Origin of the sequence: Bacillus sp. CDB3 (genome assembly GCF_002081505.1) — a bacterium.
Lineage (GTDB): Bacteria > Bacillota > Bacilli > Bacillales > Bacillaceae_G > Bacillus_A > Bacillus_A cereus_AT.
This window is the reverse complement of the sequence record NZ_ALBR01000099.1, coordinates 13,240-31,762: the sequence shown is the minus strand read 5'-3', so window position 1 is coordinate 31,762 and position 18,523 is coordinate 13,240. Positions and strand designations below refer to the sequence as shown.

Genomic DNA, 18,523 nt, shown 5'->3' with positions numbered 1-18,523 from the left:
ACCTCCTTGTATATTTCTGATCTCCTCTATAAGTGCAACTTCCTTCTTGCTGAAAAAAGCATCACTGCATAGTTTTTAGAAATCCCTTTACTATTGTATCAAACTTTTCCGGTTGTTCCACATGAATTGCATGGCCAGCACCATCAATTTTGACAAATTTCGCATGTGGGATGCATTTTTCGATGTTTTTTAATATGCGAAAGAACTTTTCATCATGCTCCCCGTTCAGTAAAAGAACAGGCATTTTTAAGTTTTTCAATTCGTTCCACCATGAAGGCTGAGCCCCTGTTCCCATACCTCGAAGACTATTTGCAAGTCCTTTAGGATTATTAGAAAGTCGTTCTTTTCGCACCGCCTCTTTTACGTTTTGTGCTAAACGTTTTTGCGTTTCGAATAGCGGAATATTTTCCCACATCGTTACAAAACTTCGGATGCCTTCTTGTTCAATTTTATTGGCAAGTCGCTCATCTTTTTCCTGGCGTTCTTTTCGCGCATCTGCACTCTCAAGTCCAGCTGTACAATTTTCTAATACTAGAGAACGTACATATTCTGGATATAAGCATGCCATCGTAACCGCAAGTCTACCTCCCATTGAATAGCCAAGTATGTGCGCTTTTTCAATATGAAGATAATCCAGTAGTTCCTTCATTTGCAGTGCCACATTTTGAATATCATAATGAGTCACATCTGCAGGACTTTCCGTTTTTCCGTGTCCAACAATGTCTACTAGAATGACTTGAAACTGCTCGCCCCAAGAAGGAACAAAGGAACGCCACGTTTCCATACTTCCCGTAAAACCATGAAGAAGCAGAAGTGGTTCCCCGCTTCCGACTACTTCATATTTATAGGATACACCTTGCAACGTTACGTTCATTTTGATTCACCTTGCAAAGATGTAGTAATAACTTCCATTGTTTTCGTCCATAATTCACGATGTAATTTCAAGTTTTCTTCGCGATTCGTACAAATTTCCACAACGTGTAATCCTTTCGCTGTCGTTCCAGTTTGTACTTCTTCTCGGAAGTTTTCCCATCCATTCACCCGGCTAAATGAACCACCATACATTTTGACAACATGCTCGTAATCAAGCCCAATTGGTGTTCCAAATAAGGATTCGAAATGTTCCTTTTTCTCATATTGTGGTAAGAATGAGAAAATACCTCCGCCATCATTATTTACAACAACAATCGTTATATTTAACTCATGTAATTTTGCGGCTAATAACCCGTTTAAATCGTGATAAAATGATAAGTCACCAATCACTAATACGAGCGGATCACAAATAATACTCGCTCCTAAAGCTGTTGAAATGATTCCATCAATACCATTTACACCACGGTTTGCCATCACTTGAATATTTTTATCCGATGTGAAGAAAAATGAATCTGTATCACGAATTGGCATACTATTACTCGCAAATAACGTTGCGCCTTCTGGTAATACACGAACAATATCCGTAATGACTTTTCCCTCAAATGCAGTTTCATATGTTTCCATTTCACGAAGCGCTTCCTTCGTTTTCTCGTTTATATGTTTCCACATTCCAAACCAATCATTCGTTTTCATAACTGGCATTTTCTCTATTAATGTCCTGCAAAAATCAACATCACTTGCTTGTACAACTTCTGTCGCAACAAGAGCTGGATCTCTCCATTGTCCGGATTCATCAACAACGATATGAACTGCTTTCGTTTGTTTTTTGATGAACTGCGTTAATGATTTAGAAACAGGCATTCCACCAAAGCGTATTAAAACTTGCGGCTTCCACGTTTCCTTTAACAATTCATTTCGTAAAAATGTATCGTAACAATCTATAACCATCGTTTTATCATGATTACCACTACGAATGTTAGAAAGTGGATCTGCTAAAATTGGATACCCTGTTTTCTCAGCTACTTTCGTAACAACTTTTGCGATTTCTGGATGACTATCATCACCACAAATAATAAGCCCCTTTTCCATGTTCAAAAGGCGCCCTACAAGAGAATTTACATATTCACTCGGCATCGTCACATTTCCTTGCTGAACTACTCTTGTATATTCACCACGCCCTTTATCCCATAAACTTTCTAATGAGAAATCCGGGATAAGCGGCTCACGAACTGGAAAATTAAGATGAACAGGTCCTTGCGGCGCTAAACAAGCACTTGCTATCACACGCTGCGTCGTCATGCGAGCATAATGATACATCGCTTCACTCGCTTCTGGAAGTGCCATCTCTGTAAATTGCTTCACAAAAGTACCGTATAAATTAAACTGATTCATCGCCTGTGGTGCACCAACATCTCTTAATTCATGCGGTCTATCTGCCGTTAAGACGATAAGCGGCACCCGTGAATGAAAAGCTTCACATACAGCTGGATAATAGTTCGCTGCTGCCGTTCCTGACGTACATAATAGTGCAACAGGTCGTTTTTTTGCTTTTGCAATACCGAGCGCAAAAAATCCTGCTGATCTTTCGTCTACATGTAAATATGTTTTCATTCCTTCATGTTGTTCCATTAGTAAGGCAATCGGCGTTGACCGTGAGCCAGGACTAATGACAACATCACATACATTTAGACGCGTCAGTTCATCCACGAACGCGCCTAAATAATATGATAATGCTTCTATATGATTGTTCATTTCATTAATTCCTCCAAAGCACCAAGCATCGGTCTAAACTTCAAACTTGTTTCTTCATATTCAAGCTGCGCTACTGAATCAATTACAATACCACAGCCAGCAAATAAGGATGCTTTCTCGCCATTTAATAATCCACAGCGAAGTGCAACCGCAAATTCACCATTTCCTTCATCATCTATAAAGCCAATTGGTGCACCATACAATCCTCTATCTAAAAGCTCCACATCACGGATTAATTTCAATGCCTCATGACGAGGTGTACCACCAAGAGCTGGCGTTGGATGCAATTCTTCTACCATCGCTAAAAGACTTGCATCACCTTTCGCTTCTACTGGTGTATATAAATGAATTAAGTTTTTCGTCGTTAATAAGCCTGGGCTCTCCGGAATATTAACAGATTCGCAATGCTCACTTAATACACCTCGAATCATGTTAACTACATAACCGTGTTCAGCCAAATTCTTTTCATCATGAAGAAGCGTCTCACCATTTTGTTTACTTTCTTCTATAGAATTACCATGACCAATTGAACCCGCAAGGCACATCGATGTAAACTTCTCGCCTTCTTTTCGAATCAATCGCTCAGGTGTCGCCCCTAAGAAGCATGCTCCTTTATAATCAAAAGAAAATACGTAACAATCCGGTTGCCCAATTCGAAGCGCTTCTAAAACAAGAGCGGAATCAATATGCTGATCCATCGTCAATTTTAGCTCCCTTGCTAATACAACCTTCTGCACGTTCCCTTGCTTCATTTCATCCTGCACTTTGCCAATCGCATTCATCCAGCCCTTCGGATCAACTTCTACTTTCGAAGTAGTTGTTAGTTTATCTCCTTCTAATGCACATTTACTCTCTTGTAAAATTCTCTCTTCTAAAGAAATAATTTCGTTAGAAAGAGTTTCTGCGCAATCTTCAGCTGAAACGAACTTATTAATGGTTAACCACGCTTTTTCATTTTTTACAGTTAATAAAAATGCTGGTAGTGAAAATGTGGTATCATCAAATTCTTTCCAAAGATCTGTTTTTTCTTTTTCTTGGTCAAATGAAAATCCACCAAATAAAAGAGGACCTGTTCCAAATTCGTATCCTTCTCTTTGTACGAATGCTTTCTCTTTTACTTTATCCCACTCGTCACCAGCAGTTTGAAAGCGTTTGTGAGAAGAGTTTGCTATAGTGAAAACAGAGCCAATTCCAGCAAATATTACATGCTGAGCTGGGTCTGCAAAATAACATCTATTTTCGAATGCAATCCTTTTTCCTGCTGCATAAAACAGAAGTGGATCCACCCAATCTATTTGTTTTACAAAACTAACTAATATTTTTTCATCAGTCGCACGCTTAATGGCTGCAACAAAAACTTCTTGTAAGCCTTTTTGTTTCGTTTGAATCACAATTGTCTCCCCCCTATGGGCGAAAAATAGTCATAATTACGCTTGATTTTAAGATACACCTCAAACGAAAGGCCTGTCAACGTTTAGCATTTCTGAGAAATTCACCTTCTCTTCCTAGAAAATAAACGTTGACACTAAATGATGCTTTTTCTACACTTAATTGTGTACAATATGTGACCTAAGGAGGATTCAACATGGAAATGAACGTCGAAACGAATTCCTCTCCTACGGTGCCAAAGCCAAGTAAACAAACAGGCTGGCGCATTTGGTGGAGTTTATTACGTCCCCATACATTAACAGCAGCTTTCGTTCCTGTTTTCATCGGAACAGCGTATGCGATGCAGGTCGGAGGTATAAATCAAATACATCTCCCTCTTTTCCTTATAATGCTTCTTGCTTGCCTTCTCATTCAAGCAGCAACGAACATGTTTAATGAATACTTTGATTATAAAAGAGGACTCGATCACGAAGGTTCAGTTGGCATCGGCGGCGCTATCGTCCGCGATGGCATTCAGCCAAAAACAGTGCTTAACTTAGCATTTGGATTTTTCGGCATCGCAATACTATTAGGTGTTTATATTTGTATGAATTCTAGCTGGTGGCTTGCTGCAATCGGTCTTGTTTGTATGGCCGTTGCTTACCTTTATACAGGTGGTCCACTTCCAATTGCATATACACCATTCGGAGAGTTAACAGCCGGATTATTTATGGGTGTCATTATTATTGGGATTTCATTCTTTATTCAAACTGGAACTGTAACATCAGAAGTCATTTTACTATCTATTCCAAGCTCCATTTTAATTGGTGCCATTTTACTAGCTAATAACATTCGTGACTTGGATGGCGATAAAGAAAACGGTCGTAAAACGTTAGCAATTCTCGTTGGACGTGAAAGAGCCGTTGGTGTGCTTGCTTCTATGTTTATCGTTTCCTATATTTGGACAATTGCTTTAATTATCGTGGGCATCGTATCACCATGGATGCTTATCGTATTTTTAAGTGCACCGAAAGCATTTAAAGCGACGAAAGGCTTTATCGGCAAAAGCATTCCAATGGAAATGGTACCTGCAATGATTGCAACAGCAAAAACAAATACAATCTTCGGTCTCCTAATGGGAATCGGATTATTACTTGGATATTTCCTTTAGAAAGGAGCTGCTGACGCGGCTCCTTTTTCATATACCAATTTCAACTCATAATTCCTACTCTCAACGCTCATACTATGTAAAGAAACTGAATTGTAGGAAGGTGGACGACTATGTTAACTCCACAACAAATAAATCAATTTAAATCTATTTTAGAAAAACAACAGCAAGAAGTTGAACAAACAATACAAACTCATGAGAATACAGATCGTGCTTCTGAACGTGATTCAGTGGGAGAATTGTCTAGCTATGACAACCATCCAGGTGATATGGCTACAGAATTGTACGAACGTGAAAAAGATTTCGGGCTCATCGAATTTTGGCATAAACAACTAGACGATACGAAACATGCCCTGCAAAAAATTGAGGCTGGTACGTACGGTATTTGCGAAGTGTCTGGTGAGGAAATTCCGTTCGAAAGATTAGAAGCGATGCCGACTGCTACAACGTGTATACAGCACACTACAAATAAATTGGATATGAACACGCGACCAGTTGAAGAAGAGGTGTTGGCTCCTTCGTTTCATAAGCACGACGAAGATCATTCTGTAGAGTACGATGCTGAAGATGCATGGCAAGACGTCGCAAATTACGGAACGTCTGAAACTCCATCTGATTTAGAAAGACAAGATTCCAAAAACTATAATGGCATGTACGTAAATAGTGAAGAGAATGTAGGCTTCGTTGAGGATTTTGAAAACTTTATTGGTACGGATATGTATGGCAAAAACCCACAAGTTTTCGCTACAGAGGAACATGAAGAATATGAGCAAATGCTTGATGACTTTGAAGAACGTACTTTTAAAGGTGAATTATCTTCAAATGAATCTAGCTCCAAAGAATAAAAAAGCATTCCGAAATTCGGAATGCTTTTTATCATTAGCTAATTAGTTTTTTGTAACGTTAGCTGCTTGTGGTCCGCGGTTGCCTTCAACGATTTCGAAAGAAACTTCTTGACCTTCTTCTAAAGTTTTGAATCCGTCGCCTTGAATAGCTGAGAAATGTACGAATACGTCTTCTCCGCCTTCAACTTCGATGAAACCGAAACCTTTTTCGCCGTTAAACCATTTAACTTTACCTGTTTGCATGTCATGTACCTCCTAAATAAAAATGAAACTATGAATCCACATGAAAAGGTGGATATAAAGGACATGAATGTATAACAAGCTTACAGCCTTTAATTCAACGTGCTTTATTTCCGTACCACATTATGTAGCTCAATAGTGACTTCACTATATCACGCTCAATCCAAAACGTCAAATGAGAACACTTTCACTCCAGCGTTTTTTATAATCCTAGTATAACCATAAATTCCTATTCTATTTTACTTTTATTTGAAGATTAACAAAACTACAGTTTTCTAATCTCGTTAAATTCTGTACAATATGATTATCTATTACATTGAGGTGAAGAAAATGAAGGCACATGAAATCGAATATAAATTATATGGCGATGATATGCAGTTCGTTGAAATTGAATTGGACCCAGAAGAAAGCGTTATTGCTGAAGCTGGCGCAATGATGATGATGGAAGATCATATTGAAATGGAAACAATCTTCGGCGATGGTTCAGGACCATCTGGTGGCTTATTTGGAAAATTAATGGGCGCTGGTAAACGTCTCGTTACAGGTGAAAGCATGTTTATGACTGTATTTACAAATACAGGTCATGGCAAACGCCACGTATCATTCGCCGCTCCGTATCCAGGAAAAATTATTCCTGTTGATTTAACAGAGTATCAAGGAAAAGTCGTTTGTCAAAAAGACGCATTTCTTTGTGCTGCAAAAGGTGTTTCTATCGGAATCGAGTTTACAAAGAAAATTGGAACTGGTTTCTTCGGTGGTGAAGGTTTCATCATGCAGAAACTTGAAGGTGACGGACTTGCTTTCATGCACGCAGGTGGAACAGTATATAAACGTGAATTGAAACCTGGTGAAAAACTTCGCATTGATACAGGTTGTCTCGTTGCAATGACAAAAGACGTTAACTATGATGTTGAATTCGTTGGAAAAGTAAAAACAGCTCTATTTGGCGGTGAAGGTTTATTCTTCGCAACATTAGAAGGTCCTGGAACTGTTTGGATTCAGTCTTTAACACTTAGTCGCTTAGCAGCACGCCTTACAAGCCCAGCAGCTCAAAGTAGCGGTGAAGGCAGCGTTTTAGGCGGACTTGGTCGCCTTTTAGATGGGAAAGAATAAATAGTGTCCTTCTGGGGCCATAGCCATCAACTTAAGAGAATGAATAAAATTAAAACAACAACACGTTGGTCGAGGAGTTACGCATACTAGGTGAAGAATTCCGAAATAAACTTTCCGAATCATCAGTCCATGAGGTTAGATAATATCTCCAGACATAATACTGTCCTCGTTTTTTCTCCATTTTGGTTCACCCCGCATTATTTAGATGAAATCTGCCTTAAACTAACGGGGCAGGGTAGTTTGATAAGGTAATATTTGGATCAAGATAGATATAAGTAGAAAAATTAATAACAAGGGTGATTTTTTGGGAAAAATATTGGGGATGTAGATTTTTTTTAACAAGTAATAAAAAGACTTTGCAACAAATAAATTAATAAGGTTTACTTCAGTAAAATAAGGTATATTATATTTGTTGAATAGATTCTCTTTAAAGACAAGAAAAGTAGGTGAACAAAGTGGGAAAATATCAATTAGATTACAAAAGTCAGGTAGCTGTGGCAAAGTTTCATGAAAAACAGACGCCTGCCAAATTTGATAAAAAGCAGCAACTTGAAAAATTGCGTGCGGAGTATTTGAAAAAGAAGCAAAAACAAACAGATAAATAACATGTTACATTTCCCCTAATTTTCTGTATATGATGCAAACAAACACAAGAAAATAGGTAAGTTATTCATCGTTCAAATATATACAGGCTATTTTTTCAAACCTCTTACTTAATGAACTAGCGCATGCGTTAGTTCATTAAGTATAACTAAAAAAGTCGATTCCTTGAGATAGAAATCGGCTTTTTTATTTAGGTGGACTATACAAACCATTCTTAACCATATAACATTCCATCGCTTCATTAAGCCATAACTCTTCTTCCTCTGTATAAGGAGAGGGCATCATCTTATTATATTGTTCTTCTATATCATCTACTTCTTCACTTAAAGAATACATCGTTTCTTCTCCGACATACTTAAGGGTTGCCTTCATATGCTGATCGACAAGCGTTTGTACTTCTGGATCATCAACATGTTTTCCAAATAGCCTTTTTACTTCTTTTGATAAGCACACAAACTCTTTATCTAGCGCTACCATCTCTTCTTCAGGCTTATTATATAATCCATCAACCAGTTCCTTCGGTATATATTCTTCCAGCCATAAGCGTTGTTCGTTTTCTTTTTGGATACTGTTAATTAGACTCATTAATATGCTACTATCTACCTGCTCTTCTTCTTCAAGACATATTATCGTTCTTTCAATCGCTTTTATCGAAACTTCAATTTGTTTTTTCTTTTCTTCAAAAGCTGCTCTTTGGTTTTGCAATGTTTCTTTTAAACTTATATTCAAATTTTTCATATTGAGCATGACACGAATTTCTTCTAAACTATATCCTAATACTTTAAGACTCACTATTTTTTGGAGTGCTAATATATCTCTATCTTTATATACACGGTGTCCTGACCTCATATTTTTTTCAGGTTTAAGCAATCCAATTTCATCGTAATATTGTAGTGTCCGTATTGTTGTGCCTGTTCTCTTTGAAAACTCACCAATTGAATAGCCTTCCTTTTTGCTCATCCTACACTCCTCCTAACAATATGTTTACAAAAATCATACTCCCTCACGTAACTGTAGGTTCAAGCCTTTTTTCAAAAAGAATGAATCAAGTCCCTCACTGCATATATTGAACTATACCTTTTCTTAAGGAGGGCTTTCTTGATGCGTACTCCTTTATCCTTTGATAAAGATACTGCTATATTATTAGCATCTTGCTGCGATCTAACGTATGAACAATATAAACAAAATGGGATTTTTGAAATACCTGATGGATTCCAATATGTACAAGGCTTTCAAGGAAAAGTAATTCAAACGATGGAATGGTTTGGATTCATATTAGAATCTGAAGATACAATTATTGTAGCTTTTAGGGGTACACAAACAGATACAGACTGGATTATCGATTCACTCGTCAACCAAAGACCATACCCATACGCTTTAAATAGTGGAAATGTCCATAACGGCTTCCTTTCCATTTATGAATCTTGCCGAGATTCTATTATGGATATGCTCGTATCATTACCAGCCCATAAAAAACTTCTTGCAACAGGTCATAGCTTAGGAGGGGCACTCGCTACATTACACATACTAGATGCACGTATAAATACTGCCTTCTCACAGTACGGTCTTTATACATTTGCCTCTCCAAAAGTTGGAGATATCGCCTTTCGAAATTATTATAAACTGCAAGTAGCTAGTAGCTTTCGTTTCGTCAACTTATTCGATGTCGTTCCACTTCTCCCTCCCCGAAACATAAATTTTAATGATCGTGATTGGGAATATGCACATGTTCATCACAACATGACATTTACGAAAAATACAAAATCCATTATAAATAATCATTCCATTACAACATACAAAACATGTCTGACTTCTCATTTTTAAACAGTAAACAATTGGAAATAAAATATTCATATACTATAATAATATATGAAGTTATTTTCGGATGAGGGGACCTTACATGTTAAAATTTATCTTCGCACTTTTTCTTATTGTAATTTTTTCTGTTACAGGTTTCTTTACATTTTCATACTTTGCGACAGGGGAATATAGCGGAACAGGTGTAATATATACCACTATCCCATTTCTTTCTTAAGAAAAAAAGTAAAACGAGCTTAATCTCATTAAGCTCGTTTTATTTTTCTAAGCAATCATATTCCTGTTTTAAAAGTGAATAAATAAAAGCCCCTTTAAAAGAGGCTTTTATCTAAAACAGTTTAACAGCATTACCAATTCCCCAAATTTCATTACTGTACTGCAAAATTGTTCGATCACTCGCAAAATGCCCAGATTGTGCAATGTTCAAAATCGACATTTCCAGCCATTTCTGCCTATTTTCATAGGCCCTTCCGACAGCTTCTTGTCTTTCAGCATATGGGCTAAAATCTCGAAGCACGAAGTACTCATCGTTTTGAATAACGAGAGAATCATAAATCGCTTCAAATTCAGCTCCCGACTGTGCAAAGAAACCATTCGTTAACTGATCTACTACTTTTTTAATGTGCATATTGTGGTGATAATAGTCACTTGCACGATATCCACCATTTTGATAGTAATGAAGAACCTCATCTGCCGTTAAGCCAAAAATGAAGCAGGCATCATCACCGACCCGGTCTTTTATTTCAATATTAGCTCCATCTAACGTTCCGAGTGTGATTGCACCATTCATCATGAATTTCATGTTACCTGTTCCCGATGCTTCTTTACTCGCAGTTGAAATTTGTTCACTTACATCTGCCGCCGGGAATATATCTTCAGCTAAAGAAACTCGGTAGTTTTCTAGAAAGATAACTTTCATAAACTGACTTACGTACGGATCGTTATTTACTTTTCTTGCAAGCTCATTTATTAATTTAATAATTTTCTTCGCATAATAATAGCCAGGTGATGCTTTCGCTCCAAAAATAAAAGTACGCGGGTAAAATGAAAAACTAGTATCCTCTTTTAAACGGTTATACAAGTATAAAATATGAAGAACATTTAATAATTGTCGTTTATAGGCATGTAGTCTTTTCACTTGCACATCAAAAATAGAATTTGGATCAATCGTGATCCCCATTTTATTATGAATGCGCTCCGCTAAAATAATCTTACGCTCTTGTTTTACCCCTGCAAGCTTTTCTTGGAAACTAGCATCGTATTGAAATGTTTGCAGCGCTTGAAGCTTAATAGGTTCTTTCTTCCACTCTGTTCCAATCGCTTCCGAAATAAGATTCGTCAGCTGCGGATTCGCCTTCATTAGCCAGCGCCTATGAGCAATTCCATTCGTTTTATTATTAAACTTATCTGGATAAAATTCATAGAACAATCGCATTTCACGCTGCTTTAAAATTTCTGTGTGGATTTTTGCCACACCATTGACGCTATGGCTACCAACAATCGCTAAATGAGCCATTTTCACAAGATCATGCGCAATAATGGCCATGTCCTCAATACGCTTCCAATCGTACGGATAACGGTCCCAAAGCTCATGACAGAAACGTTCATTAATTTCTTCAATAATCATATAAATTCTCGGTAATAACGGTTTAAAAATGTGAATTGGCCATTTCTCAAGCGCTTCTGATAACGTCGTATGATTCGTATAGGAAATCGTCTGCGTTGTTATACACCAAGCTTCTTCCCACGCCAATTTTTCTTCGTCTATTAAAATACGCATAAGTTCCGGAATCGCTAGAACCGGATGTGTATCGTTTATATGAATCGCGATTTTTTCGTGTAACTGACGAAGACTACCGTGTCTCTCCCTATGCATACGAACGATATTTTGCAAACTTGCTGATACGAGGAAATACTGTTGTTTCAAACGAAGTATTTTCCCCTCATCATGCGTATCATCCGGATATAAAAACTCCGATACAGCCTCTGTTTCACGCTTATATTTCAAAATATCTTTACAATTTTGCGGGAAAGGAACTGGCTCCGCATTCCAAAGTCTGAGCGTATTTACAGTACTTGTTTCATACCCTACAACTGGGACGTCGTATGGTACTGCCATAATAACTTCTGCATTTGTATGCCTGAACTCTAAACGCCCATCAATTTCTAGCGGTTCAACGTTTCCGAAATAACTTACTTCTACAGCTTGATCATACCTTCTTACTTCCCAAACATTTTCATGAAGAAGCCACTGTTCTGGAAATTCTACTTGATAACCATCAACAATTTTCTGATCAAACAGGCCATGCTTATAACGAATACCACAGCCATGTCCTGGTAAGTTTAAAGAAGCAAGCGAGTCGAGGAAACAGGCTGCTAATCGGCCAAGTCCACCATTTCCAAGTCCTGCATCTGCTTCAACCTCTTCTAACTCGTGCAAAGAAATTCCAAGTTCAGAAAGCCCCTTTTCACATACATCCCTGATACCTAAGTTTAATATGTTACTTCCAAGCAAACGCCCAAGTAAAAATTCAATGGATAAGTAATACATTTGCTTTTGGTCTCCAGACCGATAACTTTCATTCGTTGCAATCCATTGACTATTCATATACTCACGTACCATATGACCGAGCGTATTATACTGATCACGAGTTGTAGAATCTTTGAAACTTTTCCCATACATCGTTTCTAATTTTTCTAGAAAAGCGGATTTGAAGCTTTCAACATGAGTAAACATTTATTCACCACCTCAATGTTATTCCATGAGACTTTTATACAATTTCTTGTACGCAAGAGCCGATTTCCCCCAGCTATAATCTTCAGTCATCGCTTGCTTTACAAGCCTATCCCATACCGGTTTATCTTGATAAAACTCAATTGCACGAAGAACCGTATGTAACATGTCATGTGCATTAAAGTTCGTAAAGCTAAAGCCATTTCCAATTCCAGTGTCTTCATCATAAGAATGTACAGTATCATTTAATCCACCTGTTTCTCTTACAATTGGAATCGTGCCATATGCTAGTGCAATAAGTTGTCCAAGGCCACACGGTTCAAACAGCGATGGCATTAAAAACAAATCGCTTCCCGCATATACTTGGTGCGCTAACTCTTCATTAAATCCGATATATACTTTTACCTTTTCTGGATACTCGTATGCCATCCATTCAAAGAACTGCTCGTATTCAGAATCGCCTGATCCCAAAATAATACATTGTACATCTTCTTCCATTATTTCGCGGAATACAGTACGTACTAGATCAAGCCCCTTTTGCTTCGTTAATCGTGTTACCATCGAAATAACTGGCGTATCTTCTTTTTCTGGCAAACCAAAATAACGCTGCAATGCACGTTTATTTTCATTCTTTCCATCTAATGACTCTGCACTATACTGAGCAGTAATATACGAATCTGTTTCTGGATTATATACGCTCGTATCAATTCCATTTACAATGCCACTAAGCTTATCGTTATTCTTTCGTAACAATCCATCTAACTTCTCACCGAAAAACTCATATTGAATCTCTTCTTTATATGTCGGGCTAACCGCTGTAATTTGGTCAGATGCGATAATACCACCTTTCATAAAGTTCACGTTTCCATAAAACTCAAGCTGTTCACTATGAAAATATTCATGACCAAGCTCCAGTAAGTCGTACATCACTTCAGGAGGAAATACACCTTGGAACTGCAAGTTATGAATCGTATATACCGTTTTAATATGCTCATATAACGGGTTATCTTGATACTTTTCACGAAGCAAGAAATTAACCATAGCTGTGTGCCAATCATGGCTATGAAGAACATCTACTTCGAAATCAAGATGCGGAATACACTCTAAAACTGCTTTTGAAAAATAAGAAAAACGCTCCCCATCATCATAATGACCATATAGAGAATCTCTCTTAAAATAATATTCATTATCTATTAAGTAATACGTAATCCCATCCTGCTCACCTTTTAAAATCCCGCAATATTGGTTTCTCCATCCAAGAGGAACGTTAATTACTTTATGAAGCGTACATCCTTCTCTTAGCTCTTTCGGGATAAGACTGTAGTTCGGAAGTATAATGCGAACATTCACTCCTAATTTTTTTAATTCTTTTGGGAGCGCTCCTGCTACATCAGCTAGGCCTCCGGATTTAATAAATGGTACACATTCTGATACTGCAAATAAAATATTCACCTGTTGTTCCACTGCACGAAAAGCGTATACATCATAAATCGCTCTTCTTACAGCTTCCTCCCTTCAAGTTTTCATGTAGAGTAAAACCATAATTAGTGGGGGTTTTCTAAATCCCCCACTAATTATGTACCTGCTATTTACGAATAACTATTGATTGTACTATTTTGTACACTACCTTTTTCTACAACATATGGCTCATCAGCACTTCCTTTTAACACTACGCCGTCGCCAAGTTTCACATCTTTATCAATAATAACACCATCTATTATACAATTATCTCCAATTTGGCTCTTTTGCATAATAATACTATTACGAACAATTGAACCTTTTCCAATTTTAACAGAACGGGAGACAACACTATTTTCCACTTCACCTTCAATAATACTGCCGTTTGCAACCATTGTATTTTTCACTACTGCACCCTTCATGTAACGAGTTGGTGGCTCATCTTTTACTTTCGTAAAGATTGGTGCTTCTTTCTTAAATAATTGTTTCCAAATAGCAGGTTGCAAAATTTCTAAACTATGCTTATAGTAACTTTCAATCGAATCAATGATCGCTACATATCCTGTATGCTCATACGTAGCAATATGCAATGATTCCCCGCGCTTTTCTCTCACTACATCAAATAAACTGTATTGCTCCACATCTTTATATGTCTCAAATAAGTCTAGCAGTAATTGTTTCTTTAACACATATGTTTGAAGCGAAACCCCTTCATGACAAACTTCCGTAATATCTGCGGACGTATGTATATGTCGATCTAACACCGCTTGAAAATTTAACGCTGTTACAAGATGGCTATTTGTAATAACAACATACTCTTCTCTGCTTCTTAGAAAATAATCAACATGTCTTCTAAAATGTGCAAAAGATCCAAATTCGTCATGATCGCATTGGCAGTTCGGTGGGAATAAAAACAGTCCATCACGCTTTCTATCTAAATCCCACTGTTTTCCTGAACCGACATGATCCATTAAAGAACGATTTTTATGACTTGTAAAAACCGCTACACTATGAATATTAGAATTCACCATATTTGAAAGCATGAAATCAATGAGTCGGTAACGGCCCCCAAACGGTAACGCCGCTAATGAACGATGCCCTGTTACTTTCTTTAAGGAAGGAAAACTTCCCGTTGCATTAATAATTCCTAACATTTTTTCTCCCATTCATTTCATCCCCCTTTTCTATTTCCCTTCAGCAATTAGTACTACATCATCAACATTTTTTTCTGGGCGAATTATTGTCCCATCTTCAATAACCATTTCCGAGCCAACAATCGCTCTTTCAATCACAACGTTTTTACCAATCTTTGCCCCAGGCATAACGACAGAATCGATTACCATACTACCTTCTTCTACCGTTACTCCTTGGAATAAAACAGAATGCTTCACGTCCCCTTCAATGACGCACCCTTCATTAATAAGTGATTCTTCTACTTTTGCCTGTTCTGCAATATATTGAGGCGGCTCGTTTGGATTCACAGAACAAATGCGCCAATTACGGTCATTTAAATTCAACGATGTTTCATCGCGAAGTAAATCCATATTCGCTTCCCATAAACTTTTCACCGTTCCGACATCTTTCCAATATCCTTCAAACGGATACGCCATCAGCTTCTTCCCTTCATCTAATAAAAGCGGAAGTACATCTTTTCCGAAATCATTACTAGATTCAGGATTTCTTGCATCCATCTCTAAATATTCTTTTAAAATAGCCCAGTTAAAAATATAAATTCCCATTGATGCAAGATTACTTCTTGGAAATTGCGGTTTTTCTTCAAATTCAACAACTTCCATCTCTTCATTTGTATTCATAATGCCAAAACGACTCGCTTCATCCCATGGCACTTCAATAACAGAAATTGAAACATCTGCTTCTTTCTCAATATGGTAATCTAGCATTTTGCTGTAATCCATTTTATAAATATGATCGCCCGATAAAATAAGGACATATTCTGGTTCATACTGGCTTAAATAGTTTAAGTTTTGATAAATAGCACTTGCCGTACCTGTATACCACTTCACACCTGAAGACTCCGCATAAGGGGGTAACACTGTGACTCCACCGTTTACGCGGTCTAAATCCCAAGCGTTTCCGATTCCAATATAATTATGCAGTTCTAGCGGTTGATATTGCGTTAAAATCCCCACCGTTTCAATACCAGAGTTTGCACAGTTACTTAACGTAAAATCAATAATGCGATATTTACCACCAAATGGAACAGCTGGCTTAGCTAAATTTTTTGTTAATGCACTTAAACGACTACCTTTTCCCCCTGCTAGTAACATTGCTACGCACTTTTGTTTTTGAGCCATCTTGTTTTTTGCTCCCCTTTCTCGTCTTCACTGGTCGTAATATGGATACGCCAAATGGTGGAATTGTAATTTCTACATGTGCCGCTTGATTATGATACGGTTCTAGAACCGCCTTGAGACGTTTCTTATTCACTTGCCCCGATCCGCCATATTGCTCAGCATCACTGTTTAAAATTTCGTTATAATACTCGAAATCTGGTACACCTACTTTATAGTTTTCATATGTAGCTTTCGTAAAATTACATACGACAACTAACGCATCTTCTTGCTTATCCCCTTGGCGAATAAACGAGAAAATACTTTGCTCATTATTATTAGCATCAATCCACTGAAACCCTTCAGGCGAGTGATCTAACTGCCAAAGTGGTTTTGAACGCTTATACAATGCTATGAGCTCTTTAAAGTAATCATGCATATTACGATGCATTTCAAAATCATGTAAATTCCAATCTAAATCTTCAAGATCTTTCCACTCATCAAATTGGCCAAATTCCCCGCCCATAAAGAGTAATTTCTTACCTGGATGAGTAAAGAAATATCCATATAATAAACGAAGTTGGGCGAACTTATCCCAGTACTCTCCCGGCATTTTATTTAATAACGACTTTTTCCCATGAACGACTTCATCATGAGAAAGTGGCAATATGAAGTTTTCAGAGTGAGCATATAGTAAAGAGAATGTCATTTTCTCATGAATGTATTTCCGGTACTCTGGTGCACATTCCATATATTTCAGCACGTCATTCATCCAACCCATATTCCATTTATAATTGAATCCAAGTCCACCCTCGTATGTTGGAGCTGTTACAAGCGGCCAAGCTGTTGAATCTTCTGCTGTCATAAGAAACTCTTCATCTTCTGCAAACACAGCTTCATTTAACTCTCGTAAGAAAGAAACAGCGTGTTCATTGCTTTGCTCTTTTCCTTCTTTATTCCAGTACAACATATTCGCAACTGCATCTACCCTGAAACCATCAATATGGAAATACCTCATCCAAAATAATGCATTTGAAATTAAGAAATTACGTACTTCTCTCTTCCCTAAATCAAAATTAACAGTTCCCCATACCAGGTTTTCTTGTACATCTATATCTTTATATTCATAAGTCGGTGTCCCATCAAACAAATATAAACCGTGAGCATCTTTACAAAAATGCCCCGGCACCCAATCTAAAATGACACCGATTCCATATTTATGACATTCATCGACAAAATACATCAAATCATGTGGCGTGCCGAATCTACTTGTCGCTGCATAATATCCTGTTCCTTGATATCCCCAAGAACGATCATATGGATGCTCAACAAGCGGCATAATTTCGATATGTGTAAATTGATGTTCCACCACATATGGAATGAGCTCCTCGGCCATTTCTCTGTAAGAATACAGATCGCCATCTTCTTTCTTTTTCCAAGAACCGAAATGTAATTCATAAACTGTCATCGCTTCTTTATAAATCGATTTTTTCTTTCTCTTACGAATCCAGTTTTTATCATTCCATTCATATCCCTCTATATCAAAAACTACAGATGCCGTATTTGGTCTTACTTCTGCATATACTGCGTAAGGATCTGCTTTTAAAATAACAGCACCGTCCATCGTTTCAATCGCATACTTGTATATCTCATTCTCTGCAATATGCGGTACAAACAAGGACCAAATCCCATCTTCTGTCACTTGTAGCATCTTATGTTGCTCATAATCCCATTCATTAAAATCTCCAACAACACTCATTGCTTTCGCATGAGGAGCCCATACTGTGAATCGTACACCTCGCATGCCATCTTCCGTCACAATATGTGCCCCAAAGATGTTATAACTGTCATAGTACTTTTCTGTATGAAACTCATCTCGTTTCACTTCTTCACAATTTATTACATCCAATATGTTCACCTCACTAAGATGACAGAAATTTTTTACTCTTTATCATTTCTGCGAAAAACTGAAATATCCTTGTTATTTTTTAAAAAATATACGTATTTTTCTTAATTTTGGCTTAAAATATTCACATTTACCATATAAAATATCGAATTTTGACGAATATTCATTGCAAACGCTTCATTTTCTCTTACTATTTCTCGCCTTTCATTGTTGCTCAATATTTATTTTATTAGTTTCTCCCTGTTTTTCACGCTATTTTCCACATAAATTACAACCAGAATAATCTGTCATAAAATAATGTTTCTCAACATTTTTTGTCACAAAGTTTCTTGAAATGTAAAATTCATACGCATA

The 18,523-nt window shown here is 37.3% G+C and carries 16 protein-coding genes; 6 read left to right on the top strand and 10 right to left on the bottom strand.

Features of this window, described 5'->3' with window-relative positions; genetic code table 11:
• Nucleotides 1-61: 61 nt before the first annotated feature.
• From menH to CDB3_RS26220, 3 genes are read right to left on the bottom strand one after another with little or no spacing between them, the layout of a single operon-like run.
• The gene (gene menH, locus CDB3_RS26230) at nt 62-874 is read right to left on the bottom strand and encodes a 2-succinyl-6-hydroxy-2,4-cyclohexadiene-1-carboxylate synthase (RefSeq protein ID WP_128856482.1); all 813 of its coding nucleotides are present in this window, start codon (nt 872-874) and stop codon (nt 62-64) included.
• Nucleotides 871-2,625: a 2-succinyl-5-enolpyruvyl-6-hydroxy-3-cyclohexene-1-carboxylic-acid synthase gene (gene menD / locus CDB3_RS26225; protein WP_128856480.1), complete on the bottom strand. Its 1,755-nt coding sequence runs from the start codon at nt 2,623-2,625 to the stop codon at nt 871-873. Before menD ends, menH begins: the two co-directional genes overlap by 4 nt.
• Nucleotides 2,622-4,016 carry an isochorismate synthase gene (locus CDB3_RS26220; protein WP_128856479.1) on the bottom strand — a complete coding sequence of 465 codons (1,395 nt, stop codon included), beginning with the start codon at nt 4,014-4,016 and terminating at the stop codon, nt 2,622-2,624. Before CDB3_RS26220 ends, menD begins: the two co-directional genes overlap by 4 nt.
• Before the next feature lie 194 nt (nt 4,017-4,210).
• On the opposite strand from CDB3_RS26220, the gene CDB3_RS26215 reads away from it, so the two are divergent.
• Together CDB3_RS26215 and CDB3_RS26210 are read left to right on the top strand one after the other, a co-directional pair.
• On the top strand, nt 4,211-5,164 hold the full coding sequence (locus CDB3_RS26215; protein ID WP_128856477.1) for a 1,4-dihydroxy-2-naphthoate polyprenyltransferase: 954 nt from the start codon (nt 4,211-4,213) through the stop codon (nt 5,162-5,164).
• A 110-nt stretch (nt 5,165-5,274) separates the two neighbouring features.
• Complete coding sequence (locus CDB3_RS26210; RefSeq protein ID WP_128856476.1) at nt 5,275-6,006, top strand: yteA family sporulation protein; 732 nt, start codon at nt 5,275-5,277, stop codon at nt 6,004-6,006.
• A gap of 42 nt (nt 6,007-6,048) precedes the next feature.
• Here CDB3_RS26210 and cspD read toward each other — a convergent pair whose 3' ends face one another.
• The gene (cspD, locus tag CDB3_RS26205) at nt 6,049-6,249 is read right to left on the bottom strand and encodes a cold-shock protein CspD (protein WP_001193052.1); all 201 of its coding nucleotides are present in this window, start codon (nt 6,247-6,249) and stop codon (nt 6,049-6,051) included.
• A 327-nt stretch (nt 6,250-6,576) separates the two neighbouring features.
• On the opposite strand from cspD, the gene CDB3_RS26200 reads away from it, so the two are divergent.
• Together CDB3_RS26200 and CDB3_RS31865 are read left to right on the top strand one after the other, a co-directional pair.
• A complete protein-coding gene (locus CDB3_RS26200; protein WP_071770416.1) occupies nt 6,577-7,359 on the top strand; it encodes a TIGR00266 family protein in 783 nt (260 codons plus the stop codon).
• Between the two features lie 455 nt (nt 7,360-7,814).
• A complete protein-coding gene (locus CDB3_RS31865; protein WP_000521653.1) occupies nt 7,815-7,964 on the top strand; it encodes a hypothetical protein in 150 nt (49 codons plus the stop codon).
• A gap of 184 nt (nt 7,965-8,148) precedes the next feature.
• Here CDB3_RS31865 and CDB3_RS26195 read toward each other — a convergent pair whose 3' ends face one another.
• Nucleotides 8,149-8,922, bottom strand: coding sequence for a MerR family transcriptional regulator (locus CDB3_RS26195; RefSeq protein ID WP_128856475.1), 774 nt, complete (start codon nt 8,920-8,922; stop codon nt 8,149-8,151).
• Between the two features lie 141 nt (nt 8,923-9,063).
• On the opposite strand from CDB3_RS26195, the gene CDB3_RS26190 reads away from it, so the two are divergent.
• Nucleotides 9,064-9,786, top strand: a complete 723-nt coding sequence (locus CDB3_RS26190) for a lipase family protein (RefSeq protein ID WP_128856474.1) — start codon at nt 9,064-9,066, stop codon at nt 9,784-9,786.
• Between the two features lie 76 nt (nt 9,787-9,862).
• Entirely contained in the window at nt 9,863-9,997 is a 135-nt protein-coding gene (locus tag CDB3_RS32605; protein ID WP_256869947.1) for a hypothetical protein, read from the top strand.
• A 111-nt stretch (nt 9,998-10,108) separates the two neighbouring features.
• On the opposite strand, the gene glgP is transcribed toward CDB3_RS32605, so the two are convergent.
• From glgP to glgB, 5 genes are all read right to left on the bottom strand, one after another.
• Nucleotides 10,109-12,517, bottom strand: coding sequence for a glycogen phosphorylase (gene glgP / locus CDB3_RS26185; RefSeq protein WP_128856472.1), 2,409 nt, complete (start codon nt 12,515-12,517; stop codon nt 10,109-10,111).
• Nucleotides 12,518-12,535: 18 nt separating this feature from the next.
• Entirely contained in the window at nt 12,536-13,966 is a 1,431-nt protein-coding gene (gene glgA / locus CDB3_RS26180) for a glycogen synthase GlgA (protein WP_128856565.1), read from the bottom strand.
• 137 nt (nt 13,967-14,103) lie between these two features.
• Nucleotides 14,104-15,138 carry a glucose-1-phosphate adenylyltransferase subunit GlgD gene (gene glgD, locus CDB3_RS26175; protein ID WP_128856471.1) on the bottom strand — a complete coding sequence of 345 codons (1,035 nt, stop codon included), beginning with the start codon at nt 15,136-15,138 and terminating at the stop codon, nt 14,104-14,106.
• 18 nt (nt 15,139-15,156) lie between these two features.
• Nucleotides 15,157-16,287 (bottom strand): glucose-1-phosphate adenylyltransferase, encoded by a 1,131-nt coding sequence (gene glgC, locus CDB3_RS26170; protein WP_128856470.1) that lies wholly within the window; start codon nt 16,285-16,287, stop codon nt 15,157-15,159.
• Entirely contained in the window at nt 16,235-18,172 is a 1,938-nt protein-coding gene (gene glgB, locus CDB3_RS26165; protein ID WP_128856469.1) for a 1,4-alpha-glucan branching protein GlgB, read from the bottom strand. Before glgB ends, glgC begins: the two co-directional genes overlap by 53 nt.
• Nucleotides 18,173-18,523: the final 351 nt, after the last annotated feature.